General features: G+C 49.4%; 27 protein-coding genes. 15 read left to right on the top strand and 12 right to left on the bottom strand.

Annotated elements, in window-relative coordinates:
• The first annotated feature begins 2 nt into the window (after positions 1–2).
• Genes rfaC through AB6V08_RS11515 form a run of 3 tightly spaced genes read left to right on the top strand, consistent with a single transcriptional unit; the run spans position 3 to position 3,191 of the window.
• Positions 3–989, top strand: a complete 987-nt coding sequence (gene rfaC, locus AB6V08_RS11525; RefSeq protein ID WP_368542776.1) for a lipopolysaccharide heptosyltransferase RfaC — start codon at positions 3–5, stop codon at positions 987–989.
• On the top strand, positions 982–2,085 hold the full coding sequence (gene rfaQ, locus AB6V08_RS11520) for a putative lipopolysaccharide heptosyltransferase III (protein WP_368542775.1): 1,104 nt from the start codon (positions 982–984) through the stop codon (positions 2,083–2,085). The genes rfaC and rfaQ overlap by 8 nt, the downstream gene beginning before the upstream one ends.
• Complete coding sequence (locus AB6V08_RS11515; RefSeq protein ID WP_368542774.1) at positions 2,082–3,191, top strand: glycosyltransferase family 4 protein; 1,110 nt, start codon at positions 2,082–2,084, stop codon at positions 3,189–3,191. Before rfaQ ends, AB6V08_RS11515 begins: the two co-directional genes overlap by 4 nt.
• Here the strand turns inward: AB6V08_RS11515 and AB6V08_RS11510 are convergent.
• Positions 3,170–4,273: a glycosyltransferase family 4 protein gene (locus AB6V08_RS11510; RefSeq protein WP_368542773.1), complete on the bottom strand. Its 1,104-nt coding sequence runs from the start codon at positions 4,271–4,273 to the stop codon at positions 3,170–3,172. The genes AB6V08_RS11515 and AB6V08_RS11510 overlap by 22 nt on opposite strands.
• Positions 4,274–4,430: 157 nt before the next feature.
• Here AB6V08_RS11510 and AB6V08_RS11505 point away from each other — a divergent pair, with 157 nt between their 5' ends.
• From AB6V08_RS11505 to coaD, 4 genes are all read left to right on the top strand, one after another.
• Positions 4,431–5,414 carry a glycosyltransferase gene (locus AB6V08_RS11505; RefSeq protein ID WP_368542772.1) on the top strand — a complete coding sequence of 328 codons (984 nt, stop codon included), beginning with the start codon at positions 4,431–4,433 and terminating at the stop codon, positions 5,412–5,414.
• A 66-nt stretch (positions 5,415–5,480) separates the two neighbouring features.
• Positions 5,481–6,755 (top strand): lipid IV(A) 3-deoxy-D-manno-octulosonic acid transferase, encoded by a 1,275-nt coding sequence (waaA, locus tag AB6V08_RS11500; RefSeq protein WP_368542771.1) that lies wholly within the window; start codon positions 5,481–5,483, stop codon positions 6,753–6,755.
• The gene (locus AB6V08_RS11495; protein WP_368542770.1) at positions 6,755–7,525 is read left to right on the top strand and encodes a glycosyltransferase family 2 protein; all 771 of its coding nucleotides are present in this window, start codon (positions 6,755–6,757) and stop codon (positions 7,523–7,525) included. The genes waaA and AB6V08_RS11495 overlap by 1 nt, the downstream gene beginning before the upstream one ends.
• 3 nt (positions 7,526–7,528) lie before the next feature.
• Positions 7,529–8,008 (top strand): pantetheine-phosphate adenylyltransferase, encoded by a 480-nt coding sequence (gene coaD / locus AB6V08_RS11490; protein ID WP_368542769.1) that lies wholly within the window; start codon positions 7,529–7,531, stop codon positions 8,006–8,008.
• 39 nt (positions 8,009–8,047) lie between these two features.
• On the opposite strand, the gene mutM is transcribed toward coaD, so the two are convergent.
• From mutM to radC, 4 genes are all read right to left on the bottom strand, one after another.
• Positions 8,048–8,857: a bifunctional DNA-formamidopyrimidine glycosylase/DNA-(apurinic or apyrimidinic site) lyase gene (gene mutM / locus AB6V08_RS11485; protein WP_368542768.1), complete on the bottom strand. Its 810-nt coding sequence runs from the start codon at positions 8,855–8,857 to the stop codon at positions 8,048–8,050.
• 73 nt (positions 8,858–8,930) lie between these two features.
• Complete coding sequence (rpmG, locus tag AB6V08_RS11480) at positions 8,931–9,098, bottom strand: 50S ribosomal protein L33 (protein ID WP_003024094.1); 168 nt, start codon at positions 9,096–9,098, stop codon at positions 8,931–8,933.
• Positions 9,099–9,120: 22 nt separating this feature from the next.
• Positions 9,121–9,357 carry a 50S ribosomal protein L28 gene (gene rpmB, locus AB6V08_RS11475; protein ID WP_002436699.1) on the bottom strand — a complete coding sequence of 79 codons (237 nt, stop codon included), beginning with the start codon at positions 9,355–9,357 and terminating at the stop codon, positions 9,121–9,123.
• A 218-nt stretch (positions 9,358–9,575) separates the two neighbouring features.
• Positions 9,576–10,241 (bottom strand): RadC family protein, encoded by a 666-nt coding sequence (radC, locus tag AB6V08_RS11470; protein ID WP_368542767.1) that lies wholly within the window; start codon positions 10,239–10,241, stop codon positions 9,576–9,578.
• Between the two features lie 174 nt (positions 10,242–10,415).
• Here radC and coaBC point away from each other — a divergent pair, with 174 nt between their 5' ends.
• From coaBC to slmA, 3 genes are all read left to right on the top strand, one after another.
• Positions 10,416–11,627, top strand: a complete 1,212-nt coding sequence (gene coaBC, locus AB6V08_RS11465) for a bifunctional phosphopantothenoylcysteine decarboxylase/phosphopantothenate--cysteine ligase CoaBC (RefSeq protein ID WP_368542839.1) — start codon at positions 10,416–10,418, stop codon at positions 11,625–11,627.
• On the top strand, positions 11,605–12,063 hold the full coding sequence (gene dut / locus AB6V08_RS11460; protein ID WP_014068349.1) for a dUTP diphosphatase: 459 nt from the start codon (positions 11,605–11,607) through the stop codon (positions 12,061–12,063). Before coaBC ends, dut begins: the two co-directional genes overlap by 23 nt.
• A gap of 120 nt (positions 12,064–12,183) precedes the next feature.
• A complete protein-coding gene (slmA, locus tag AB6V08_RS11455; protein ID WP_368542766.1) occupies positions 12,184–12,780 on the top strand; it encodes a nucleoid occlusion factor SlmA in 597 nt (198 codons plus the stop codon).
• A gap of 83 nt (positions 12,781–12,863) precedes the next feature.
• Here slmA and pyrE read toward each other — a convergent pair whose 3' ends face one another.
• A complete protein-coding gene (pyrE, locus tag AB6V08_RS11450) occupies positions 12,864–13,505 on the bottom strand; it encodes an orotate phosphoribosyltransferase (protein WP_120158955.1) in 642 nt (213 codons plus the stop codon).
• 66 nt (positions 13,506–13,571) lie between these two features.
• A complete protein-coding gene (rph, locus tag AB6V08_RS11445; protein WP_013094888.1) occupies positions 13,572–14,288 on the bottom strand; it encodes a ribonuclease PH in 717 nt (238 codons plus the stop codon).
• Positions 14,289–14,413: 125 nt separating this feature from the next.
• Between rph and AB6V08_RS11440 the strand changes: the two genes are divergently transcribed.
• Together AB6V08_RS11440 and AB6V08_RS11435 are read left to right on the top strand one after the other, a co-directional pair.
• Positions 14,414–15,277, top strand: coding sequence for a YicC/YloC family endoribonuclease (locus tag AB6V08_RS11440; RefSeq protein ID WP_368542765.1), 864 nt, complete (start codon positions 14,414–14,416; stop codon positions 15,275–15,277).
• 194 nt (positions 15,278–15,471) lie between these two features.
• Positions 15,472–16,734, top strand: a complete 1,263-nt coding sequence (locus tag AB6V08_RS11435) for a tyrosine-type recombinase/integrase (RefSeq protein WP_368542764.1) — start codon at positions 15,472–15,474, stop codon at positions 16,732–16,734.
• A gap of 57 nt (positions 16,735–16,791) precedes the next feature.
• On the opposite strand, the gene AB6V08_RS11430 is transcribed toward AB6V08_RS11435, so the two are convergent.
• Positions 16,792–17,145: a hypothetical protein gene (locus AB6V08_RS11430; RefSeq protein ID WP_072258354.1), complete on the bottom strand. Its 354-nt coding sequence runs from the start codon at positions 17,143–17,145 to the stop codon at positions 16,792–16,794.
• 20 nt (positions 17,146–17,165) lie between these two features.
• A complete protein-coding gene (locus AB6V08_RS11425) occupies positions 17,166–17,711 on the bottom strand; it encodes a hypothetical protein (protein WP_368542763.1) in 546 nt (181 codons plus the stop codon).
• Positions 17,712–17,956: 245 nt separating this feature from the next.
• Here AB6V08_RS11425 and AB6V08_RS11420 point away from each other — a divergent pair, with 245 nt between their 5' ends.
• The 3 genes from AB6V08_RS11420 to AB6V08_RS11410 all read left to right on the top strand — a co-directional run bounded on the left by AB6V08_RS11420 (position 17,957) and on the right by AB6V08_RS11410 (position 20,161).
• Positions 17,957–18,331 (top strand): helix-turn-helix domain-containing protein, encoded by a 375-nt coding sequence (locus tag AB6V08_RS11420; protein WP_048983040.1) that lies wholly within the window; start codon positions 17,957–17,959, stop codon positions 18,329–18,331.
• A gap of 464 nt (positions 18,332–18,795) precedes the next feature.
• Complete coding sequence (locus AB6V08_RS11415) at positions 18,796–18,996, top strand: helix-turn-helix transcriptional regulator (RefSeq protein ID WP_072258353.1); 201 nt, start codon at positions 18,796–18,798, stop codon at positions 18,994–18,996.
• A gap of 124 nt (positions 18,997–19,120) precedes the next feature.
• Positions 19,121–20,161 carry a hypothetical protein gene (locus AB6V08_RS11410; RefSeq protein WP_059585561.1) on the top strand — a complete coding sequence of 347 codons (1,041 nt, stop codon included), beginning with the start codon at positions 19,121–19,123 and terminating at the stop codon, positions 20,159–20,161.
• 165 nt (positions 20,162–20,326) lie between these two features.
• Here the strand turns inward: AB6V08_RS11410 and AB6V08_RS11405 are convergent, their stop codons facing one another.
• The 3 genes from AB6V08_RS11405 to AB6V08_RS11395 all read right to left on the bottom strand — a co-directional run bounded on the left by AB6V08_RS11405 (position 20,327) and on the right by AB6V08_RS11395 (position 24,589).
• Entirely contained in the window at positions 20,327–21,757 is a 1,431-nt protein-coding gene (locus AB6V08_RS11405; RefSeq protein WP_059585560.1) for a hypothetical protein, read from the bottom strand.
• A 143-nt stretch (positions 21,758–21,900) separates the two neighbouring features.
• Positions 21,901–23,544, bottom strand: coding sequence for a hypothetical protein (locus AB6V08_RS11400; protein WP_368542762.1), 1,644 nt, complete (start codon positions 23,542–23,544; stop codon positions 21,901–21,903).
• A 1-nt stretch (position 23,545) separates the two neighbouring features.
• Positions 23,546–24,589 carry a nucleoid-associated protein gene (locus AB6V08_RS11395; protein ID WP_059585558.1) on the bottom strand — a complete coding sequence of 348 codons (1,044 nt, stop codon included), beginning with the start codon at positions 24,587–24,589 and terminating at the stop codon, positions 23,546–23,548.
• Positions 24,590–25,185: the final 596 nt, after the last annotated feature.

Raw genomic sequence — 25,185 nt, 5'->3', positions numbered from 1 at the left:
GAATGCGGGTACTGATCGTTAAAACCTCGTCAATGGGCGATGTTCTGCACACGCTGCCGTCCCTGACGGACGCGATGCGGGCCATCCCCGGCATTCGTTTTGACTGGGTGGTGGAAGAAGGCTTCGCGCAAATCCCCACCTGGCATGAAGCCGTCGACCGCACGATCCCGGTGGCGATTCGCCGCTGGCGCAAAGCCTGGTTCTCCGCCCCGATCAAAGCCGAACGTCAGGCCTTTCGCGAGGCGGTGCAGGCGCAGCGCTACGATGCCATCATCGACGCGCAGGGGCTGGTCAAAAGCGCGGCGCTGGTCACCCGGCTGGCGCACGGCGTTAAGCACGGCATGGACTGGCAAACCGCCCGCGAACCGCTGGCAAGCCTGTTCTACAATCGCCGTCACCACATTGCGAAGCAGCAGCACGCCGTAGAGCGTACCCGCGAGCTGTTCGCGAAAAGCCTCGGCTATGCAAAACCCGACGTGCAGGGCGATTACGCCATTTCCCGGCATTTTCTTAACGGTTCGCCGCAGGAAAGCACCCCTTATCTGATTTTCCTCCACGCCACCACCCGCGACGACAAACACTGGCCGGAAGCACACTGGCGCGAGCTGATCGCCCTGCTGGGCACCTCTGGCCTGCGCATCAGGCTGCCGTGGGGTGCGCCGCACGAAGAGGCGCGGGCGAAGCGGCTGGCAGAAGGGTTTGATTATGTGGACGTGCTGCCGCGCATGAAGCTCGACGGCGTGGCGCAGGAGCTGGCCGGCGCCGCGGCGGTGGTCTCCGTCGATACCGGCCTCAGCCACCTGACGGCGGCGCTGGACAGACCGAATATTACGCTTTACGGCCCAACGGACCCGGGTCTTATCGGCGGCTACGGAAAAAATCAACATATCTGCCGCCCGGAACATTCATCGCAGCTGAGCGATCTCAGCGCCGCTGCGGTATTTGCGCAATTAGAGCCGTTGCTGGCAGCAGAGAGAGCCTATGTCTGATTTTTTCTCAGCGGAGCGCCCGCCAAAGCGCGTGCTGATTATTAAGCTGCGTCATCACGGTGACGTGTTGCTGACTTCGCCGGTCTTCACCGTGCTGAAGAAGAACTGGCCGAACGTTGAGGTCGATGCCCTGGTCTACGACGACACCCAGGCGATGTTGACCAGCCATCCGCATATCAATCAGGTCCATACCATTGGCCGCAACTGGCGCAAAAAGGGCTGGTTCGAGCAGTTCCGCCTCTACCGCGCGCTGCTCAACACGCTGAAAGGGCGTCAGTACGATGTACTGATCAACCTGACTGAACACTGGCACGGCGCACGTCTGGCGCGTCGTCTTAAACCGCGCGTTTCCGTGGGCTTTAAGCCGGACAAACGCGGTGGCCTGGCGCGTCGCCGCTGGGTGAAATCCTTCACCACGCTCTACCCGGCGATTCAGGACAACAGCCGCCACATGGTGGAGGTGAACCTCGACGCCCTGCGCCGGATCGGCATTCATCCGCAGTCCGATGAAGACAAACACACCCTGTTTGTGCCGGGCGATGCGGCGGAAGCGTCTATCGCCGAGAAGCTGGCGGGCTTTGGGCTGGCGAGCAAATCCTACATTCTGGTTCACCCGACGTCGCGCTGGATGTTTAAAGCCTGGGACATCAAAAAGCTGGCCGCCACCATCGACAGCCTGGCGGCGCGCGGCCTGCCGATTATCCTCTCTGCGGCACCGTCGAAAGAAGAGGCCGCCTACATGGACGAACTGCGCGCCGCGCTGACCCAGCCGGTGTTTGACCTGAGCGGGCAGCTGAACCTGAAAGAGCTGGGCGCGCTGATGAAGCACGCGCGAATCTACTTCGGCGTTGACTCCATGCCAATGCACCTCGCGAGCGCCGTCGGCACGCCGACCGTCGCCATCTTTGGCCCGACCGGGGCCATCAAGTGGGCGCCGTGGGGCGTGAACTACCGCGTCATCACCGCCGGATTTACCTGCCAGCCGTGCGGTAAAGCGGGCTGCGGCGACAGCGGCGTGTCTGACTGCATCACCGCCATCACGCCGCAGCAGGTGCTGAGCGCTATCGACACGCTGCTGCTGGACGCCCCGGCATGAAGCTTGCGATCGTCCGACAGACCTACAATCCCAACGGCGGCGCGGAGCGCTTTGTCTCCCGCGCCCTGAACGTGCTGGCGCAGGACACCACGCTCGACGTGACGCTGATTGCCCGCCAGTGGGAAGACGCCTCGGGCTGGAAAACGCTGACGGTCAATCCGCCGTTTCGTAACCGCATCGCCCGGGAGTCCGGCTTTGCCGCGGAGGCCGCCTCGCATTTTGCCCAGTTCGATATTGTGCAAAGCCACGAGCGCATTCCCGGCGCGACGATCTTCCGCGCGGGGGACGGCGTGCACGCCACCTGGCTTGAGCAGTATGGCCGCATTCTGTCGCCGCTGGCGCGCTGGGCGCAGTCGTTCAGCCGCTATCACCGCTATATTTTGCAGGCCGAAGCGCAGATGTTTACCCATCCGCAGCTGCGCACCGTTATCTGCAATTCGAAGATGGTGCGCGACGATATCGCCCGCCGCTTCGCGCTGCCGGACGACAGGCTGACGGTTATCTACAACGGCGTAGACACCGCCCACTTCAGCCCCGACGTGCGCGCGCTTTCGCGGCGTGATGCGCTCGGCATTCCGGAGACTGCGCCGGTGCTGGCGTACGTCGGCTCGGGGTTTAGCCGCAAAGGCGTTGCCACCGCGCTGCGCGCCATCGTGCCGCACCGGGACGTCTGGCTGCTGGTGGCCGGGCGCGATAAGCACGCGCGCAAGTTCGAAAAGCTGGCTCACACGCTTGGCGTGGCGTCACGCGTGCGCTTCCTCGGCCCGGTTTCAGACGTGCGGGAAGTGTACGGCACGGCGGACGCGCTGATCCTGCCGACGCTTTACGATCCGTTCCCGAACGTCTGCGTGGAGGCTCTGGCCTGCGGCCTGCCGCTGCTCACCAGCCACGGCTGCGGCGCGGCGGAGTGGATCGAAGAGGGGAAAAACGGCTGGGTGCGCGACGCGCTGGATGCGACCGGCTATCAGGAGGCCATCGCCAGCTGGCTCAAAGGGCGCAGCGAGGGGGTGAACTATTCAGCCGCCGCGCGCGCAACGGCTGAACCTTATACTCTCGACCGGATGGCTCAGGAGCTCCAGGCGCTTTATCGCGACCTGCTGCGCTGAGCCGCGTCAGAGAAGACTTTCTCCATCGCGTCCAGCATACATTCGCGGGTGAAATGGGTGCTCAGGTAGTCGTAACCCTGCTGCGCCAGCCGCTCGCGAAGGGCCGCGTCGTCGTAGAGTTTCACAATCGCATCGTGCAGCGCTTTTTCATCGCGCTGCGCGATCAATATCCCCGTCTGACCGTTAATGACCGCATCGCCCGTCCCGCCCGCATCGGTGGCGATGGTGGCAATGCGCGATGCCAGGGATTGCAGTACGCCCTGCGGCAGCCCTTCCATATCGTGTGACGGACTGAGCGCGATATCAAACGCCGGGAACCAGCGCTCCGGATCGCTTTGATGCCCCGCCATCACCACGCGCTGCTGTAATCCCAGCTCGACGATTTCCCGCTCCAGCGTGGCCTTATGCGGCCCTTCCCCGACAATCGCCAGCCTGATATGCGGATTCTCAATCGCCGCCAGGGCGCGCAGCAGCACGCTGTGGCCTTTATTCGGACGCAGGTGCGACACCACGCCAAGCCAGAAGTCATCCTGCGACAGCCCGCAGTGGGCGCGGGCCTCGTGCTTATCCGCCGGATGGAAGCGCCGGGTATCCACCCCGCTCGGCACCGAGGTGCTTTGAGACATCGGCACGCCAATGTTCGCCACCTGGAGGCGCAGCGCCTCGCCGGTGGTAACGATGTGCGCGCACGCCTTGCGGAACAGCCAGCGGGTGGTCCAGTTATTGCGCGGCACGCCGGACGCGTGGCGGGTGCGCACCAGCGGCACCGGGTTCGACAGGGTCAGGTTCGCCAGCGCCACCAGCCAGGTATCGGCAGAATTATGGCTATTGATCACATCAATCGAATGACGGTTCTCGCTCAGCCAGCGGCGCAGCTGCTGCAGGTTTTTGAGGTTCTTACGCTTCAACGGCATCGTGACCACCGTTAACCCGGCTTTGCGCGCCATCTCGTGCAGCGGCGCGGTTTCTGGGCAGAGAATGGTCACCTGATGGCCACGCTGAATCATCCCTGACGATTCGTTAATAATGCGCAAAGGCTGACCGCCCTTACCGCCGTCTGCTTCAGTGTGAACAATATGCATACATTTCCCGTTAAGAATCTCGCCAGCGTGACGCTAATTTGCCGCCTGACGGGATCTTTGTCCCTCCAGGCATATGTTTTTAGTATCCACCAGATATAATACAGCACGAATGGTATCACCAACATGGGTGGCCTGCCCTGAACACAACGGAGAAAGCATGTCCGACACACCTTTATTGAGCCTTGTCGTCGCCGTCTACAACGGTGAAAAATTCCTGAGCGCATTTTTCGACAGCATCAAAGCTCAACATCTGGACAGTCTGGAACTTGTCGTTGTGAACGATGGTTCAACCGATAACTCCGCGGCGATCATCGCGCAGTACGCCAGCGAATTCCCCTTCTACAAGGTTATCGATCAGGCCAACCAGGGCGTATCGGCCGCGCGTAACACCGGCCTGGCCGTGGCAACGGGCGAATACGTCGCCTTCCCGGACATCGACGACGTGATTTATCCGGGCATGTACCCGCGTCTGCTTGAGATGGCCAAAAAGAACGATCTCGATGTCGCGACCTGCAACGGCACCTATATCTACGACGACGGACGCCCGTCGAAAAAGATCTTCCCGTCCGACAAGCTGCAGTCCACCGACGTGCTGGACGGCCCAACCTGGCTTCAGCGCGCGCTGGCATCGCGTAAGTTCCTGCACGTGACCTGGCTGAATATCTACCGCCACGCGTTCATCAAAGAGCAGGGCTTCACCTTTGAACACGGCCTGCGCCACCAGGATATCCCCTGGACCACCGAAGTGCTGCTGACCGCCAAACGCGTGCAGTACACCGACGAAACCTTTTACGATTACCTGATCCACTCGGCCTCGGTGTCGCACACGCCGGGGACGGACGACACGCGAATGCGCAACGCCCGCCACTACATGAAAATCCTCGAAATGCTGGATGCCATCAACCAGCGTTACCCGGATGCGGTGCGCCGCGTGCCGGCCTGCCAGTGGCAGATTGCCAAAGAGGGTCTGGGCATTCTTCACGCCATTAACAACATCGGCGATCTGAGCAAAAAGCGTGAAATCATCCGCGAGCTGTTTGACCGCGGGATCTGGTCGCTGATCTGGAAAAACGCCCGTGGGCTGCGCCAGCACTGGCGCCTGGGTCGCCGTTATTTCCGTCTGAAACGGTATCTGGCATAAGAGATAGCTTTACCTGGCTTAAATGCTTAGAATTTGCCCGCCGAAACTAAAAAACGGATAAATCGCTTGGAATTGTTGTATACCGCTCTGCTCTACATCATTCAGCCACTGGTGTGGCTGCGACTGTTGCTTCGTAGTCGTAAAGCGCCTGCGTACCGAAAACGCTGGGCTGAACGCTATGGCTATTGCCGCAATAAAGTCGCCCCGGACGGTATCCTGCTGCATTCCGTTTCTGTTGGCGAAACGCTGGCGGCAATCCCGCTGGTTCGCGCCCTGCGCCACCGCTATCCGTCACTGCCGATCACCGTCACCACCATGACCCCGACCGGCTCTGAGCGCGCGATGTCCGCTTTTGGCAAAGACGTGCATCACGTCTATCTGCCTTACGACCTGCCCTGCGCCATGAACCGTTTCCTGAACACCGTCAGCCCGAAGCTGGTGATCGTGATGGAAACCGAGCTGTGGCCAAACATGATTTCCGCGCTTCACGCCCGTAAAATCCCGCTGGTTATCGCCAACGCCCGCCTCTCCGAGCGCTCGGCAAAAGGCTACGGCAAGCTGGGTAAATTTATGCGCCGCCTGCTCAGCAAAATCACGCTGATCGCCGCGCAAAACGAAGAAGACGCGGCGCGCTTTGTCGCGCTGGGCCTGAAACGCAACCAGCTTGCGGTCACGGGCAGCCTGAAATTCGATATCTCGGTGACCCCTGAACTCGCCGCACGCGCGGTCACGCTGCGCCGCCAGTGGGCGCCGCGCCGCCAGGTGTGGATTGCTACCAGCACTCACGACGGCGAGGAAGAGATCATCCTGCAAGCCCACCGCAAGCTGCTGGAAAAATTCCCGGATTTACTGCTGATACTGGTGCCGCGCCACCCGGAGCGGTTCAAAGACGCCCGCGAGATGGTGCAGAAAGGCGGCTTCAGCTTTACCCTGCGCAGCAGCGGCGAAATCCCGTCCAGCAGCACCCAGGTGGTGATTGGCGATACGATGGGCGAGCTGATGCTGCTGTACGGCATTGCCGACCTGGCGTTTGTGGGCGGCAGCCTGGTGGAGCGCGGCGGTCATAATCCGCTGGAGCCCGCGGCGCACGCGATCCCGGTGTTGATGGGCCCGCACACGTTTAACTTCAAAGATATCTGCGCTAAATTGCAGCAGGCCGACGGCTTAATTACCGTGACCGACGCGGATTCGGTGGTCAAAGAGGTATCCACCCTGCTGACCGACGAAGATTACCGCCTGTGGTACGGCCGCCACGCCGTCGAAGTGCTGCACCAGAACCAGGGCGCGTTAACCCGTCTGCTGCAACTTCTTCAACCCTATCTGCCTCAGCGGAGCCATTAATGTCTAAGCGTCTGTCGGTCGTTCTGATCGCCAAAAACGCCGCCGACCTGCTTCCCGACTGCCTGGCCTCCGTGGCCTGGGCCGACGAAATTGTCCTCCTCGACTCCGGCAGCGAGGACAACACGGTAGACGTAGCCCGTGCAGCAGGCGCGAAGGTCTTCACCCATACAGACTGGCAGGGCTACGGCATTCAGCGCCAGCGCGCCCAGTCTTACGCCACGGGCGACTATGTGCTGATGATCGACACCGACGAGCGCATCACGCCGGAACTGCGGCAGGCTATCCAGGCCGTGCTTGCCGCCCCTCAGCCTGGCGCGGTCTACAGCATTGCGCGTCGCAACTACTTTCTCGGGCGGTTTATGCGCCACAGCGGCTGGTATCCTGACCGCGTGATGCGCCTGTATGAACGCGAGCGCTATCAGTACAACGAAAATCTGGTGCATGAATCCCTGGCCTGCGATAACGCTCAGGTGATTGCCTTATCCGGCGACCTGCTGCATCTGACCTGCCGGGATTTCGCCAGCTTCCAGCGTAAACAGCTCAACTATGCGACCGCATGGGCGCAGGAGCGCCACCAGCGCGGCAAGAAGGCGACGCTGACCGGGATTTTTACCCATACGCTGGGTGCGTTTCTGAAAACGCTGCTGCTGCGCGGCGGCGTGCTGGACGGTAAACAGGGCTGGTTACTGGCAGTCGTGAATGCTCAGTATACTTTTAACAAATACACCGAGCTGTGGGCGCTGAGCCGCGGCTACTCAGAGAAAACGTGAGCCATGAGCACAAAAGCGATTTATCCGGGTACCTTCGATCCCATCACTAACGGTCATCTCGATATCATCACCCGTGCGGCAAGCATGTTCGACAAGGTGATTCTGGCGATTGCGGCAAGCCCGAGCAAAAAGCCGATGTTCGATCTCAACGAGCGCGTTGCCCTCGCGACCGACGCCATTTCCCATCTGCCAAACGTAGAAGTGGTCGGGTTCAGCGACCTGATGGCGAATTTTGCCCGCGCCCAGCAGGCCAATATTCTGATCCGCGGCCTGCGCGCGGTGGCGGACTTCGAGTATGAAATGCAGCTGGCGCACATGAACCGTCACCTGATGCCGGAGCTGGAAAGCGTGTTCCTGATGCCGTCAAAAGAGTGGTCGTTTATTTCGTCTTCGCTGGTAAAAGAGGTGGCGCGCCACGCCGGGGATGTCACCCATTTCCTGCCGGGCAACGTTCATCAGGCGCTGATGGAAAAGCTGAAATAGCCGTCTGACTGCCGGGCAGAGCGTGCCCGGCTTATGGGCCTATTTCTGGCAATGGCGGCAGTAGAACGTCGCGCGCTGGGCGTGCTTGGTGGCAACAATCGGGGTGCCACACACCCGGCACGGCTCGCCCTTACGACCATAAACCTGTAGCTCCTGGGCAAAATAGCCCGGCTTGCCGTCGCTTTGCAGGAAATCTTTCAACGTTGTCCCGCCCTGCTCAATCGAGCGCAGCAGCACCGCTTTAATCACTCTGACCAGCAGCTCGCACTCCTGCGCCGACAGCGATGACGCCAGGCGGTCAGGATGAATCCCCGCCGCGAACAGCGATTCACTGGCGTAGATGTTCCCCACGCCGACCACCAGCTTATTGTCCATCAGCCACGGCTTGATCGGGGTTTTCTTCTTCGCGCACTTCGCCTGCAGGTATTCCGCGTTGAACGCCTCTGAAAGCGGCTCCGGCCCCAGGTGCGCCAGTACGCTATGTCCTTCAAGCTCTTTAGTAAACAGCCAGGCGCCAAAGCGGCGCGGATCGGTGTAGCGCAGCACTTTGCCGTTGCTCATCACCAGATCGACATGGTCGTGTTTTTCCGCAGGCAGTTCTTCCGTGAGAATGCGCAGGCTGCCGGACATGCCCAGGTGAATGATTATCCAGCCGTCGGGCAATTCCAGCAGCAGGTATTTGGCGCGACGCTGGACGCTGAGGATCGGTTTGTCGCTGAGCGCGTGGATCTCATCGGAAACCGGCCAGCGAAGGCGACCGTTACGCACGACAGCATGAAGAATGGTCGCACCTACCAGGTGAGGCTCAATACCGCGTCGGCTGGTCTCTACCTCAGGTAATTCAGGCATGGTTCCTCCGTTGAGAAGTCAGAATGCAAAAAACCCCGCAGTTGCGGGGTTTTTCAATACAAGGAGACTAAAATTATTTGATTTTAGCTTCTTTGTACAGTACGTGCTGGCGTACAACTGGATCGAATTTTTTCAGTTCCAGTTTTTCCGGCTTAGTACGTTTGTTCTTCGTGGTGGTGTAGAAGTGACCTGTACCAGCAGAAGAAACCAGCTTGATTTTCTCGCGAATACCTTTAGCCATGATTTATTTCCTCTTTAAGTACTTAGTACTTTTCGCCACGGGCACGCAGTTCGGACAGAACTGTATCGATGCCTTTCTTATCAATAACACGCATACCTTTAGCAGATACGCGCAGGGTGACAAAACGCTTCTCGCTCTCAACCCAGAAACGGTGAGAGTGCAGGTTCGGCAGGAAACGGCGTTTAGTCGCGTTCAGTGCGTGGGAACGGTTGTTACCGGTCACCGGACGCTTGCCAGTAACTTGGCAGACTCGGGACATGTCTATTCTCCAAAAATCAAATTAGCTCGAGCTTCGTATGGGGTATCGGCGCCTCGTCAGGCTTTACAGCCCGGTCATCGCGTAGTTCTTAGTGAACCATCGATTGCCAGGCCCAAATGCCAAACCCGAGATTCTCAAAGGTGGCGTAGTATACGCTGACTCGACGATGTGCTCAAGTCCCGAACAGACAAAGATCCCGATGGATCGCGTGAAATGGTCTAAATCCAACCATGTTCTGCAAAAGAAACGTACTCACCGCGACCAATTATCATATGGTCAATCACGCGAATGTCCATGAATTGACAGCATTTGATGATGCGCGCGGTGATCTCTTTGTCGGCTCTACTCGGTTGCGCACAGCCAGACGGGTGATTATGCGCGAGGATCACGCCGGCTGCATTCACTTTTATCGCTTCGCGCACAATTTCTCGCGGGTGAACCTCGACGTGGCTTAGCGTCCCGGAGAACAGGTGGCAGTGCTTGAGCACCCTGTTTTTATTGTCGAGGAAGATCACCATAAAGATCTCGCGTTCGGCATCCGTCAGCTGGCTTTGCAGAAAATCCCGCGTCATATCAGGGGTTAATAGCGGGTTATCTTCCAGCATCCGCACGCTGTGAAAACGCCGGGCCAGCTCCGCAACGCCTTTTAGCTGGGCGTATTTCGCCACGCCGATGCCCTCTACGTGCTTAAAATCATCCAGTTCGGCGGTCAATAACCCTGACAGCGAACCAAAATGCAGAAGCAGCTCCCGCGCCAGCGTAAACACCGTTTTCCCCGCCGTTCCCGTGCGTAAAAAAAGTGCCAAAAGTTCGTCATCAGTGAGCGATGTGACGCCAAAGTTGAGCAATTTTTCGCGCGGCAGCATCGGTAAAACACGTTCCATATCCCTGTCTCCTTGTGTCTGCCGCTATGCTGCCACAGCCTCATCCGGGCTTCGACGCGCAGTTTTCATTCTTGCGTAACGCCTCGCAAAGTGGACGAAGGACAAAATCACCCCGCTTTTGGGATTGTGATAAAATGCCGGCTCTCTGGTGAAACCCAACAGGAAAGAATCATGATGAGCCTGGCCGGTAAAAAAATCGTTCTTGGCGTGAGCGGCGGTATCGCTGCCTACAAAGCGCCGGAGCTGGTACGCCGTTTGCGCGATCGCGGGGCCGACGTGCGGGTCGCGATAACCGAAGGCGGCAAAGCCTTTATCACTCCCCTGAGCCTGCAGGCCGTTTCAGGCTACCCGGTCTCCGACAGCCTGCTTGACCCTGCCGCGGAAGCCGCGATGGGCCATATTGAGCTCGGCAAATGGGCGGATCTGGTGATTCTGGCCCCGGCCACCGCTGACCTCATCGCACGCGTTGCGGCAGGCATGGCTAACGATCTGGTCTCGACGATCTGCCTCGCGACCCCTTCCCCGGTGGCGGTGGTCCCGGCCATGAACCAGCAGATGTATCGCAACGCCGCCACCCAGCACAACCTGGACACGCTCGCGGCGCGCGGCCTGCTGATCTGGGGGCCGGACAGCGGCAGCCAGGCCTGCGGCGATATCGGTCCCGGCCGTATGCTCGACCCGCTGACGATTGTCGACATGGCGGCGGCGCATTTCTCGCCTGTAAAGGATCTGCAACATCTCAACATCATGATTACCGCGGGCCCAACGCGCGAACCGCTGGATCCGGTGCGCTACATCACCAACCACAGCTCCGGCAAGATGGGCTTCGCGATTGCGGCAGCGGCGGCAAAACGCGGGGCGAACGTCACGCTGGTGAGCGGCCCGGTTTCCCTGCCGACGCCTCCGTTTGTGCAGCGCATTGACGTGACGACGGCGCTGGAAATGGAAGCCGCCGTTCAGGCTCACGCGCAAAATCAGAGTATTTTTATCGGCTGTGCGGCGGTAGCGGATTACCGCGCAGAAACCATTTCTGATGCAAAAATCAAAAAGCAAGGCGATGAATTAACAATAAAAATGGTTAAAAACCCGGATATCGTTGCCGGGGTGGCCGCGCTGAAAAGCCATCGTCCTTACGTTGTTGGGTTTGCCGCAGAAACGAATAATGTGGAAGAATATGCCCGGCAAAAACGTACCCGCAAAAACCTCGATTTGATTTGCGCGAACGATGTCTCGCTGTCCACGCAAGGATTTAACAGCGACAGCAATGCACTGCACCTTTTCTGGCAGGATGGAGATAAAGTCTTACCGCTTGAGCGCAAGGAACTCCTGGGCCAACAATTACTGGACGAGATCGTTACCCGTTATGATGAAAAAAATCGACGTTAAGATTCTGGACCCGCGAGTTGGTCAGCAATTCCCGTTGCCAACCTATGCCACCTCCGGCTCTGCCGGTCTTGACCTGCGTGCCTGTCTCGATGACGCCGTTGAGCTGGCGCCGGGCGCAACCACCCTGCTTCCGACCGGGCTGGCGATTCACATTGCCGATCCGTCACTGGCAGCGGTTATCCTGCCCCGCTCAGGCCTGGGCCATAAGCACGGCATCGTGCTGGGTAACCTGGTTGGCCTGATTGACTCTGACTACCAGGGTCAGCTGATGGTTTCCGTCTGGAACCGCGGTCAGGACAGCTTCACCATTGAACCCGGTGAACGTATCGCACAGATGGTATTCGTACCTGTCGTGCAGGCAGAATTTAATCTGGTGGAAGACTTTGATGCCACCGACCGCGGCGAAGGCGGCTTCGGCCATTCCGGGCGTAAATAACCCGCCGATAAACACGCGTCCCACAGCGCCATAATGCAATAACAAACCGCAAACGTTCGTTTGCGGTCGCTGTGTGGATGCCAGCCTGGCAAGTGATTATTTTCAGGGGTATTTTGTAACATGGCAGAAAAACAAACCGCGAAAAGGAATCGTCGCGAAGAAATACTTCAATCTCTGGCACTGATGCTTGAATCCAGCGATGGAAGCCAACGCATCACCACCGCAAAGCTGGCGGCCTCGGTTGGCGTATCAGAAGCGGCGCTGTACCGTCATTTCCCCAGCAAAACCCGCATGTTCGACAGCCTGATCGAATTTATCGAAGACAGCCTGATCACGCGCATCAATCTGATCCTGAAAGACGAAAAGGACACTACCGCTCGTCTGCGCCTGATCGTGCTGTTGATTCTGGGCTTTGGCGAACGCAATCCCGGTTTGACCCGTATCCTGACCGGCCACGCGCTGATGTTCGAACAGGACAGACTTCAGGGCCGCATTAATCAGCTTTTCGAGCGTATCGAAGCGCAGCTGCGCCAGGTGCTGCGTGAGAAGAAAATGCGCGAAGGCGAAGGGTACGTAACTGACGAAACGCTGCTGGCAGGCCAGATTCTGGCCTTCTGCGAAGGAATGCTCTCCCGCTTTGTGCGCAGCGAATTCAAATATCGCCCAACGGACGATTTTGACGCCCGCTGGCCGTTGGTGGCAGCACAGTTGCAGTAACAGACTCGCCGGATGGCGGTTTCGCCATATCCGGCCAGCCTGCTACTCAGGCCCGGTAAGCGCAGCGCCACCGGGCGGCCATCTTAGACGCCGAACTCTTCGCGATACGCCCTTACCGCAGCCAGATGGTCAGCCATTTCAGGCTTCTCTTCCAGATAGGCAATCAGGTCTTTCAACGTGATGATTGACGTCACTTTGCAGCCGTAGTCGCGCTCCACTTCCTGAATCGCAGAGATCTCGCCGCGTCCACGCTCCTGACGATCCAGAGAGATCAGCACGCCCGCAAGCGTTGCGCCGTTGGCCTGAATGATCTCCATAGATTCGCGGATCGCGGTGCCAGCGGTGATCACGTCATCTACCAGCATCACGCGCCCTTGCAGCGCACTGCCCACCAGGTTGCCGCCTTCGCCGTGGGTCTTGGCTTCTTTACGGTTGAAGCAGTAAGGCACGTCGCGGTCGTGATGTTCCGCCAGCGCCACCGCCGTGGTGGTCGCAATCGGAATACCCTTGTAGGCCGGGCCAAACAGCAGGTCAAAATCAATCCCTGAATCCACCAGCGCTTCCGCGTAAAAACGGCCTAACAGTGCCAGATCGCGCCCGGTATTAAACAGCCCAGCGTTGAAGAAATAGGGGCTTTTACGCCCGGATTTCAGCGTAAACTCGCCAAACTTAAGTACCTGCTTGTTAAGCGCAAACTCAATAAACTGGCGCTGATACGATTTCATGGATTTGCTCCTTTGGTTTTCTGTCTTACAGGCAAAAAAAAGGCGACTCATCAGTCGCCTTTAAAATCAATTTTCTAACGCCGCCTTCTGCGTCGTTACGATGGATTCGATCCCCCCTCGGGCCAACGCCAGCAGGGTGAGTAGCTCTTCGTGGGTGAACGGCTCGCCTTCTGCCGTGCCCTGCACTTCAATAATGCGACCGTCTTCGGTCATTACGACGTTCATGTCGGTTTCCGCTGCGGAATCTTCAACGTATTCCAGATCGCACAGCGCTTCGCCATTAACAATCCCGACAGAAACGGCTGCCACCATCCCTTTCATTGGGTTAGTTTTCAGCTTGCCCGCCGCTACCAGCTTGTTCAGGGCATCGGCCAGCGCAACGCACGCACCGGTGATGGACGCCGTGCGCGTGCCGCCATCGGCCTGGATGACGTCGCAGTCGAGCGTGATGGTGAACTCACCGAGGGTTTTCAGATCAACGGCGGCGCGCAGCGCACGCGCGATCAGACGCTGGATTTCCATAGTACGGCCACCCTGCTTGCCTTTTGCCGCTTCACGGGCGTTACGGGTGTGGGTTGCGCGCGGCAACATGCCGTATTCGGCGGTGATCCAGCCCTGGCCCTGACCTTTCAGGAAGCGCGGAACGCCTTCTTCGATAGAGGCGGTGCAGAGAACTTTGGTGTCACCAAATTCAACCAGCACGGAGCCTTCAGCGTGTTTTGTATAGTTACGGGTCAGAGTGACGGGACGCACCTGATTGGCGCTACGACCTGCTGGACGCATGATGAATTCTCCGGCTTGAAACGAATGTGGCTGCGCATTATACGGATTAAACGCGCTTATTCCTATCCTGACAAAGCCCTGAAAGCTATAATCCCCCCATCTCTCCTTTCAAAACGGGAATGTCTATGATCCGCAGTATGACCGCCTACGCCCGGCGTGAAATCAAGGGCAGCTGGGGCAGCGCGACCTGGGAAATGCGCTCGGTAAACCAGCGCTACCTGGAAACTTATTTCCGTATGCCAGAGCAGTTCCGCAGCCTTGAGCCCGTTGTGCGTGAGCGTATCCGTACTCGTCTGACTCGCGGTAAAGTTGAATGTAATCTGCGCTTTGAGCCGGATGCCAGCGCGCAGGGCGAACTGATCCTTAACGAAAAACTGGCAAAACAGCTCGTGAACGCCGCGAACTGGGTCAAAATGCAGAGCGATGAAGGCGAAATCAATCCGGTGGACATCCTGCGCTGGCCTGGCGTCATGGCCGCCGGTGAACAGGATCTGGATGCCATCGCCGCTGAAATTCTCGCCGCCCTCGACGGCACGCTGGATGATTTCATTGTCGCCCGTGAAACCGAAGGCCAGGCGCTGAAAGCGATGATCGAACAACGCCTCGAAGGCGTGAGCACCGAAGTCGCCAAAGTGCGTGCCCATATGCCAGAAGTGCTGCAATGGCAGCGCGAGCGCCTGGTTGCCAAGCTGGAAGAAGCCGAAGTTCAGCTGGAAAACAACCGTCTGGAACAAGAGCTGGTGCTGATGGCGCAGCGCGTCGACGTAGCCGAAGAGCTGGATCGTCTGGAAGCGCACGTCAAAGAGACCTACAACATTCTGAAGAAGAAAGAAGCGGTAGGCCGTCGCCTCGACTTTATGATGCAGGAGTTCAACCGCGAGTCGAACACTCTGGCGTCTAAATCGATTAATGCCGAGGTCACCAACTCAGCGATTGAGCTGAAGGTGCTTATCGAGCAGATGCGCGAGCAGATCCAGAACATTGAGTAATATCTCAGGCGATCTCACTTTGTCTCACCCAAGTTAAAACCTCCTCTAAGAGCCCGTATTAAAGGGCTCTTTCTTTATCGCCTTGTCTCATGGTGTATCACTACAGCGCATGTTTAGCGTGTACTTATCTATGTACATAATGACTTTTATGGCATCATGAATATGTACACACAGCACATAAGCAAGAGTCATACATGGCAAAAATGACAGACATACAAATCAAGGCATGGATCAGAGCTGACGAACGCTTCGAAGCAAAGTCGGATGGTAACGGCTTATATCTTTGTTTTCCAAAGAAGTATGCAGCTCCATTCTGGCGCTTTCGCTATCGTTTCTCTGGAAAACAGCGGGTAATGGGTATCGGTTCCTATGCTGAACTCTCACTAGCAAGGGCGCGAGAGACCGCCAAAGAGCTCTCGGCACGTGTAGCATTGGGTTATGACGTAGCCGGAGAGAAGCAAGAGCACAAAGCTGATGCTCTCAAAAAAATCGAGTCTGAAAAACACGCACTGAGGGTTTCCCAATTAGCCAGCGAATATTTTGAACGCCAGATACTTAAACGCTGGAAGCACCCCGACATACTGCGCCGCCGAATCGAAAAAGATATAAATCCAAACATAGGCAACCTGCGAATAGAGGACGTTCGCCCCTATCATATTGATGATATGTTGCAAAAGATCCTTCAACGAGGTGCGCCTACCGTTGCCAATGACGTCCTCAGATGGACTCGACGGATCTTTGATTATGGAATCAAGCGGCACATGCTGGCTGCTAATCCAGCAAGTGCATTTGACATCTCTGATGCCGGAGGACAAGAACAAAGCCGTGAACGCTGGTTAAGTCGAGAAGAGCTGGTACAGCTTTTTCAGGTAATGCCTTTGACCAAAGGGTTTTCCCGTCAAAATGAACTAACTATGAAGCTCATTTTAGCCCTATGCTGCCGTAAGATGGAATTGTGTGGTGCCAGATGGTCAGAATTTGATCTGGATGAAGGCGTCTGGCATTTACCTCCTGAGCGCGTTAAAAACGGCGATGGTATTGATATCCCGCTGGCGGTACCCGTTGTTGGCTGGATTAAAGAATTAAAAATCATGTCCGGCAACAGTGAATGGGTTCTCCCAGCAAGAAAAATGCAACATCGCATGATTCCTCATATTCAGGAAAGTACATTACCAGTAGCGTTGGCTAAAATAAGATCAAATATGCCAGATGTGCCAAATTTCACGATTCATGATTTTCGGCGAACAGCCCGCTCCCATTTAGCTGCGCTGGGGGTAGATCCGGTGATAGCAGAACGCTGCTTAAATCATAAAATCAAAGGCGTTGAAGGTATATATAATCGCTATCAATACTTTGAAGAACGTAAGCAAGCTTTGACTGTATGGGCTGAGCTACTTACAACATTGGAAAAGGGTAATAATTACAACGTAGAACCAATAAGAAAAGAAATAGCGTAATACTGTAATCTATTAATATTTACTTTAGCCTGATTAGTTTCAGGCTAAAGTAATCTTTCATTTATTATATGTGCCGTTTATAGAACCTATAGATGTTACACTACAGTGGTTATCACAATCCTTCGAGATAACCTGCATGGCACCATTATCTAATTCACTAATCAACACAACACACATGCTTGACTGGTCACTATAAACCCAACGGTTGCGTTGCCCTTTACGTGCATCAATAAGTGTTAATTCACCTCCTATTTCACATACTCCCAATGTAGTGCCAAGTGAAGAATTAATACTGAAGGCGGTGTGATTTTTGCTTTGATACAAAGAGAGTGTTCCATTTATTTTTTTAAAATCACTCGCTTTGGTTGAAAAACAAAAAATCATCAGTGGTAGAGCCGTCAATAGTTTCATATCTTCATCTATATATAAGATTAATATTTAACACCATTCTTATTAAATACAACAAAAGCGACTGAATAATATGAGTTAAATACTAGTCCCTCCTCTTCAATATTCTCAGCCGCAATAAGTCCTTTTTCATTTATAACCCCCTTCAAGAAAAACTCATTATCCTCTTGATAAAGTGCAAACCCTATTGCAGGACGCCCAGCAAGTTTTACTTTGAAACCTATATAATTATCATACTTAACAACTTTGACTGACTGAAGATTTGGAAGGTCGTAAAAAACAGAGATAAACTGTTTCAGATTCGAGAAAAATAAAAAGTTATCATTCAAGCTTGCGCGAACATAAACATTAGAGTTGAGTTGCTTATCTGTAAGTCCCAAGCTCGAGATTTCATTACTGTATTTTTCAGATAAGTATTTTAATACATCATTATTTGTCACTCCATCTTGTTGAGTTGACACTGAACTTGCAGTCTCTTGTAAATGTAAATTATTCGAAGATGAATAGACAATATTACAAGAAAACAACAACGAGATACTTAATATTTTAGCGATAGATGAATTGTTCATATTACCTCTCAATTATCATAGATTCTTAGAAAAAATTATTGCTTGCTAGTGTTAATGAAGTCAGACCAAATTTCAGTTAAGTTCCTTTTATGGAAGCTGAATGATAGAAAAATGGACTTCCTTGAAGCCAAACTATCCATAAAGGAGTAAAAATCAATTTATAATCCATTATTGATGTTCATGCAAGAGTAAAACACCCGCAAAATGTCTTTTATAGACATATACGTTGGAAACAAGGCGGGAAAATGGCGAAGCTTGCATCCGAAGTCACTGATAAGATGGTTGGTCAGCGTATCCAGATGCGCAGAAAAGAACTTGGTATGACTGCACAGCAATTAGCCGAGTATGCGGATATTTCCCAGCAACAACTTTCACGTTATGAAAGAGGAGCCAATAAAATTAATGTCGCACATCTTGTAAATATTGCCATAAAAATGAATACGCCAATTGGTTGGTTTTTCATTGATTGCTTTGATGAGAACTCCTCTGGTAATAACGAACAACCAGAATTTGTTCCAGTGAAAGATGTAGACCTAAAGAATAGATTTGAACAAATTTGGCCTCGTTTAACACATGAACAACGCAGGGTTCTAATCATGTTCCTAGATGAATACACATAATTAATCTATCTTTCAAGATAGCTTTTTAGACATAAATATGTATATGCTATGAAATCTCCTTATTTTAATTCCATAACATCTATATCATTTCGAGTTAATTGATTAATAATCACTCCTTAAAAACCAATCTAATGTAGTAAAAATAGTCATTCTTTTAATCATAGTATTCGCTGAGAGCAGCCCAAAAAGGCTGTTCTCAAGATCTACCAAACTCACCTATTTCGTTCAGTAGGTGCGAAACTTTTCGCATGGAAATCTGAAATTTTCCGCAGCTGAACTTTTGTTTTGAAACCCAGAAATTCCGAAACTTTTCTGTGTTTGAAACTTTCGAAAGTTTCAAACACCTCAAAAACACATTAAAAAAACATGAAATTCAACATGTTACAAGTTTTTCACTCATTCAATCTACAAAACTGTAAATCGTAGAGGTATCAATCCGATGCGCTTTCTTGTGGATTCAAACGATGCCGAATCAACGTCTAATCAAGGTGAAAACTGTTCTGGAACTATGCGCAATTTCTCGCGCAACGCTCTACCGACTAATCGAAGCAAATGCATTTCCTCGGCAAGTCAGCCTAACCGGAGCACGCGCAGTTGCATGGCGAGAAGAGGAGGTTTTGGAGTGGATTAACAGTCGTACAAAAATCCCTTCGAACCTATATTAATAATCCCCTCTAATAGCCCGTTATATACACACATACATATACGTGTAGAGAACATGAATTAGTTTGATATACCTAAAACATAGTCTATTCATAACAAACACATTCCAACAAAAGAGATAAAAATATGCTTCTCCATAAATATAACATAGACACTTGCTCCTCATTACAAATTGGAAAAGATAAAAACGATAATCCATTAAAAATAAGAATTGATAAGCTCACAATAGTTAGCTTCTTTTTAGACAAAGTAGAGAAGGATACTATTTATTCTAATCTAAGAAAAATTAGGAAGATAGGAAACAAAAGATACTCCACAAAATACATAAAAAATAAAGAAGACATGCCTTACAGAAACGCTTTATTAATTAAGAAAAACAATGCATTATCCCCTATTTTATTGCGCATTGATTACTCACCAGTTAACAATAATACCGGAGGCATAAGATTTGATTTTCATCCACAACATATAACAGCAGAAGAAATCGATCATATGCTTTCATGGATGAATAAATGGCTAGGAAAAAAATTATATAAATTACTAGCAAGGGCGTGGGTTACACAAATAGATGTAGCTCTAGATGTTTATGGCCGCCGTTTACATGATTATCTTTGGGGGTTACATAGGGCAGGAAAAACCTCTTATTATAATACATTAAGTGGATTACCTGGTATTCAGCTTGGAAGCAAACGTTCTATTTTACATATACTCTGCTATGAAAAAATAAATTTAAAAAGGTATAAACCAATAGGAAATATGCTTAAAGCAGAACATGTCAAAGTGAATATAAATAAGCATAAGAGATTTTTACGCATTGAGGCTCGATTTAGACCCAATGCAAAACCGGGCACAAAAGACTCTCTACCCTTGATGCTCATAGACCTCAAGAAAATGGAAAATCCTTTTCAAAGGCTACGAATTTACTCGATGGATTTATTATATGAATTATTACCCGAAAGTTCTATTTTAACCATTATGCAAGAACCTAGCTTAGTTGCGTTTAAACGGAACATTTCAAAAAATAATCAAATAAATAGACTACCTCGTAAATCAATTTCCATTATAAATAGCTTTCAAATAAACCTATTTGACAGTAATAAAGTTTGGGATAAATGGCATCTTTGTGTGCGCAATCTAGGTAATACACTCGCAAATTTAATTGTATAACTTCCTTTGAATTAACGTTACAAATAACTATTACTCTGTAACTTTTAAACTAATGGCGTGAGTTTATATTTAACAATCATAATTGTTACTCACACCAACACTCCCTATTCTATTATTCATATAAAGCAGTCAAACTTATTTCCGACTGCTTTATATTCCATACTGTCACCAATTTATGTATTGAGCAGAAAGATTTTTAAAATCAGTATCAAAAACACACTTACCATTGTTTTCAATACGAGAAATTAAATAGTCTAAGCACTCAATCAAACGCTCATTTACTACACTCCGCTTAATTATCTCTAATGCTTGCCTTGCTTGTAAGCCGCATATAGAAGAACTTAACTTTCTCTGAATTTCATAATGAGTAAGGATAGCCATAGCGTGCGGGGTATATTTATCCCCTAACTTTGAAAGAATATAATCATAGTAATCTTTCCCTCTCGGTGATACCCCGTTGCAATATTTTACACCTCGCCCAATCCTACACATCATTATTACTTTAACTAGCTTCTCAGCGTTATTTGGCAAAATATCATTCTGTTCTTGGATATAAGATGCAACAGAATCAGCTACAGGTGCCTCATGATGAAAATTATCCCAACCATTATGCTTCTCTAGTAGTTGATCTAATAGCGTATCAACAATCACAGCCCTTTCACCTGATGAACGGAATGGGTTTCCTCCTACAACATGAAAAAACTGCTCTCCAAGTTCGTATTTTTCACGATGAAGATTAGTATTGTATCCTTCTAAAATGATCCCCAGTTTATATTTTGGTTCATCGATGCAATTAATCCAAATAGCAGGAGCAATAACTGATATATTTTTTCTGACTTGTGGATCAGTTTCATTAGAAACATAAATTCCAAATGTAGTGCGAAGTATACTCGCAATATGATGACTAGGAAGTTCAGATATTTTACTTTCTATTGTTTTTTGTGTTGCCGCGTCAATTGGCTGAGTATGTGATTTTAGATTTTTAATAAAAGCTTGAACTTGTAGCGCAGCTTCAGTTGGACGATCATTCAAAACATCTTGAATACAGGTTTGCAGCCATCCCAAAAGCTCAAAAGCGTTTATTGTATAGTTTGTAGGGTGAGAAATACCAATATCATTTCTCATGTCTAATATATGTTTGAGTTTTTTATATGTAGTATCTGATATTAACTCTAGCTTTCGACACGTATCAAGAAGCACTGCATCTTTTAACGAAGCAAGATCGTCATCAGTTTTATAAAACTCGCGATTTTTACCGCCTCCAACAGCTGAGTCGAAAAATATATCAATGCCATAAGTAATCGCTTTTCTACGTAGATCTATAACTACTTCATTCCAAATCGCATTCAAAGAATAGTCGAATAAACCAAAGCCAGCACCTACGACAAACTTAGATAAATATCGAGCATCTCTTTTAATTTCTGGAGGTAGGGACTCAATATAACTTGGTAGATTTTGACCAATGATAGCTCGTTCTGATTGCTCAGCAATGATATTATCGGCAGGGAGACCAATCTGTTGTAAGAAATCAACAACCCTCTGTGCTTGGGGGTCAATAAGATCTGTGTGCGTGTTTTTTTGTATTAGTCCAGACATATCTATCCTTATAAACAATTACCGAAAAAAATTGAATTGGAAATTTTGGAAGTTAATTAATCCGCAACTTTATTTAACCAAGCATAAAATTATTTATTCATGATTGCGCCTCTACGTAAAAATTAAGTCAACTAACAATCATATTAGGGTTTTTGAGTCTGCTGAGTCTGCTGAGTCTGCTGAGTCTGCTGAGTCTGCTGAGTCTGCTGAGTCTGCTGAGTCTGCTGAGTCTGCTGAGTCTGCGAGTATAAATGCCAACTATTCCACCATTCTATAATTCCATCTTTTTTAGAGATCCCGAAAAGCACCAAAGAAACGCATAGCATCAAAATATTACAGGTTCGCCATATACGGTTGTATCGTTTCTTTCTAGTATTTATATAAAGTTCATCTGTACTTTTCAGTTCAGCTGTATTAATAATTGTATTCAGATCATCTTTATTGAGAAGATCTTTATACCTATTGTAAATAGTATCATATCGATCTAATAACCTATTCTTTTCTTCATCAACTTCTCTCGAAGAAAAAATCAAATATATTTCAGAGAAAATAAGAAACATAAAAGTAACTATTAATGTTTCTTTGGTTATTATTCCATCAAAGGATTTATCAGTTACAATTTTCACTAAAAATACTGAAATAAAGAAAGTAATAATACTCCAAAAACTTGTCTTTAGCGTAGAGAACATATTTTTTGTTATATCTGATGCCTTATCATTTTGTGTTATGATAAACTCGGATATTTTATTCTTAATCTCAATATACTGTTTAACATTATCTTTTAAGTAGATATCAAAACTGGACTCAATTGATTTCAATACTGATTTTGGAATATTAAGTATACTATTGTCTTGGGCATGTATTGATATTATATTTCTTGCCAAGCCCATTTTATCAACAAAGTTACCCTGATTATAGACCCATTCATAAATATCAAATAAAACCATTGAGTTAGCGTTGCCCATTCCATTTATATGGACAATCTCTGAGATTAAACGATAACCCTTCAATTTGTAGATAAGATCCCATGTACCATCATCTTTTTTATGAAACTCTGAATAATCAGATATAAAAATCAATGAAAAAACAATTAATAATGCGTCAAACTTAATTTTTAATTCAGGATAAACGCATTCCCCAAAAATAAGAAATTCACTAGGATAAAATTTGAACAATGAATCATGAGTAAAATGACAACATTTATTCCTATTATCTAAAATTTTATTTCTATTTTCCGATGAGTAGGGGATGACTTTATCATGCAGATTTTTAAATGAAAAAAGCACTGTATTAAAAGAGGTAATAGTTTCCCACGAAGTGAAAACACACTCCCTCTCCAAATCAAACTCGGCTAATTTTTCTAAAAATTCGATGTTAGTTAGATTCGCAATACCTTTGACAAATTCGTTAAAGTTAAAAATATGAAGCTCATTGTCTGTATTTAATGCTTTTTTCTTGTATATTTTAATTGAAATAAATCTTTTATCAAAATCCTCTGAAAAATCGATCAAATCCTGAATCTTTGCTTTAATTCCTGAGACTTCTTGTGGGTTCTCCTCAGAAATAGACTGAATATAATGCTCTTGATTTTCAAATTTATACTCGATATCAACAACCAAATGATGATCTAGTATATCATTCAACAGTGTATTATATTTTTCCTCATAATTATCATTAATTTCATCATTTAAAACATCATATAATGCCTCGCAATATGAAAAATTATCTGTAACTGAACGCAGTTCAGATTTAATGAAAATGTTGGCGAGGTCATTGATAATATCCATTTTAATCTACCTGTTGCCCGCCAAACTCTATATACCCTACATCTGAATATATCTTTATATATTTCCCATTACCATCAATGTCTGGTGTTATTTTATTCCGTAAGTTATCAACCTCTCCGGTAATTCTTAATTCGAAGTTTTCATCTAGAACTATTGTTTTCTTAATCTTTGCTTTAATAATATTTGGTTCAAGATTAAATTGTGTATCAAAACCTGTTTTCGGACTTTTCGGTAATTTCTCAAGCTTAGTAATCAAATCATCCATTCTTTCACGTAAATTTTCACTTTCTGGACGATGATCTCTGAATTTTTCTATAACCTCATCGAACGCAAATTGATCATTATTCCTAAAGTAGGAAATAATATCATTCCTCATATACCAATAATCAGCGGGGGAATCTTTCTTGACTTCCTTTCTTAAAAAACGGTCAATAGAATTAAACGCATTTTTAGTGTTTAATTCAGAACTTAGTAATTCTTCTGTTGCTAAGAAATGCCGCCACCAATATTCACGTATTCCCGCGCCACTATCGGAAATGAATATATCATCGAAGCTTTCATCGTGATCCATACAGACTAAACAGGATTTTTGAAGACGCTGCTTACTAACAGGAAGCCCTTGCTTATATCTTGCTTCAATTTCATCAAAAAAAGAGCTATGATCTATTTTCAAAACAACAAATATCTTCCTATTTTCATGCATCACTAAAAGTAAAAACAATGCCCCTTTTTGAATATTTTTATTCATCGCCTGTATTTGCCGTTGTGCTTCGATCTCAACAGAAAGTAACTTTTCGGCAACCCGAAGTGTTTCAACATCCCATTGATTTGTATCTTCTAATATTTTAGTGATAGATGACGGCACAAGCTCATTTATATCCCTAAATTTAAAGGCTTTTCTTCTCTTGTCATTAGTCAAATCAGTAAAAATCTGCTCACAATAGTTGGTGAAATCACCTTCTTCGGGTAAATGAACCGGTTCTACATTTTCTTCTGCGACAGCGATATTAAACAATGCGTGTGCTAGTACTTGAAAGTCACTCATGAAAAAAATCCCAAATTGTTATGATATTTTCGTTTGTGTTAACACTTTCTTATTTTGATAGCTCAGGCATTATCGTTTTTGAGAGCTAACCACTCACAGAGCTATCTTCCTATGCTAACCTCCGTTCCCTTATAGAGGGATACTATGATGCTGTTATGGCTCTTAGCCCATCAACCAGCGACTCAATCACACCAGCATCTGATATTTAGTTCTACACAGTAGGAAGAGGAAGCGCAAGACGAAGGCACGCGAATTTATGAGAATAACTGCGCATATCCTCTGTTTGTTTAAGTGAACATGGCATGAAGGGCCATGAAAGCTCTTAATCCTTTTTAACCATTATCGGAGATATAATTGATTATCATGTACTTAAGCGTGTACTTAAACTTAACCAATATAACAAAATGCAGCTAAAAATCATATACTTAACTAAATAATCAACATTCAGATCCAACATCGAGTAATCCCCTCTGGGTGGCGCTAACAGCGCCACCCATTATTATTTCTAATCCTTAAAATTGTGTTCGTTCGCGCTTAACCGCCGTTCATCAACATCCCCAGGCGCATATTGATAAAATTTCATAGGGCAAAGTAAC

The sequence above is a fragment of the Enterobacter soli genome, assembly GCF_964208575.1.
Lineage (GTDB): Bacteria > Pseudomonadota > Gammaproteobacteria > Enterobacterales > Enterobacteriaceae > Enterobacter > Enterobacter soli_A.
The sequence above is the reverse complement of the archived record's forward strand: the minus strand, read 5'-3'. Positions and strand labels throughout refer to the sequence as shown.